We start from the raw sequence: 1276 nt of genomic DNA on the forward strand, positions 1-1276 counted from the left end.
GACGACCGCACGGGTGGCAGGCCGGTCTCCGCCGGTACCTGACCCCGACCGGCCCCGGGCCGTCAGCCCGCCGCGTCGAGGGCGCGGCGCACGGCGGCCGCGCCGTCCTCGTCCAGCTCGCCCCAGCACCGCAGCCGGGACAGCCCGCCGTCGGGGAACACGTCCAGACGCAGGTGGGTGGCCGGTGCGGCGCCGGGCAGCAGGAAACGGTGCCGGGTGTCGGGCTGCACCCGCTCGCGGTCGCGCAGCACCGTCCACGACCCGCCGGTGCGCTCGTCGCGGGTGCTGATCGAGACCCAGCCCGGTGCGTTCCCGACGAACCAGGTCGTGTCGACCTCCACGTGCCGCGGGACCCCGCCCGCGGCGAGCGCGAACTCGACCCAGTCGTTGCCGCCGTCGCGGCGCCGCGCGTTCTCCCAGCCCTCGCCCATGTGCCGTGCCTTCCCGGGCAGCAGCAGGTTGCCGGGGGAGGAGTAGAACTCGTCGGAGCAGCCGGTGACGTGCCCGCCGTTCTCCGCCGCGAGCAGGTCCACGGTGCCCTCGAGGAACCGCGGGTCGGGCAGCACCCGGCCGAGCACCCGGAACCGGGCGATCCCGCCGTCCGGGTGCATGATCAGCCGCAGGTGGGTGGCCCGGCGGATGTCGGTCACCGGATAGACGTTGGCGGTGTGCCCGGCGCACGCCGAGCGCGGCACGATCTCGTGCCAGGGCGCCTTCTCCAGCTCGTCGGGGGAGGGGTGGCCGTCGACGGCGGTCGCCTCGACGGCGATCTCCGGCGGGTAGTTGCCCTTGAACCAGGAGGTGTCGACGACGACGTGGTCCACCACGCCCGGCGCGCCCAGGCGGACCAGGGCCCAGTCGTGGCCGGGCTCGCGGCGGCGCCGGGTCTCCCAGCCGTCGTAGACCTTGCCCTTCAGACCGAACTCGTCGGGGTCGAAGCGGGGCGGGGCGGCGGTGATGAGGTTCTCGCGCTGGGCGAAGAACTCGTCGTTCGCGGCGACGACCGAGCCGCCGAGCGCGCGGGAGGCGAGGTCGATGAGCGAGGGGTCGGTCACGGTCTGCTCCTGATCATCGGGCGGGTGGGGGACGGGTGGTCGGTGGCGATCCGGGCGCCGAGCAGACGCAGCAGCTCGGCGGCGCGGTCGACCGCGTCGCGGTGGTCGAGGGCGGTGTCGGTGAGCGCGTAGGTCGCGAGGAAACCCGCGGCCCGCAGTGCGGCCGGGCCGAGGGTCACCTGCCCGGCGACGGCGACGACCGGGGTCCCGGCCGCGCGGGC

At 75.6% G+C, this 1276-nt stretch carries 2 protein-coding genes; both read right to left on the reverse strand.

Annotated features, from left to right (window positions below):
* Window positions 1-62 precede the first annotated feature (62 nt).
* Window positions 63-1055 carry an allantoicase gene (gene alc, locus GTW08_RS20805; protein WP_073575047.1) on the reverse strand — a complete coding sequence of 331 codons (993 nt, stop codon included), beginning with the start codon at window positions 1053-1055 and terminating at the stop codon, window positions 63-65.
* On the reverse strand, window positions 1052-1276 hold a 225-nt coding region (locus GTW08_RS20810), incomplete at its 5' end, for a glycerate kinase (protein ID WP_161152411.1). The genes alc and GTW08_RS20810, both read right to left, overlap by 4 nt.

The organism is Pseudonocardia sp. SID8383 (assembly GCF_009864975.1).
Lineage (GTDB): Bacteria > Actinomycetota > Actinomycetes > Mycobacteriales > Pseudonocardiaceae > Pseudonocardia > Pseudonocardia alni.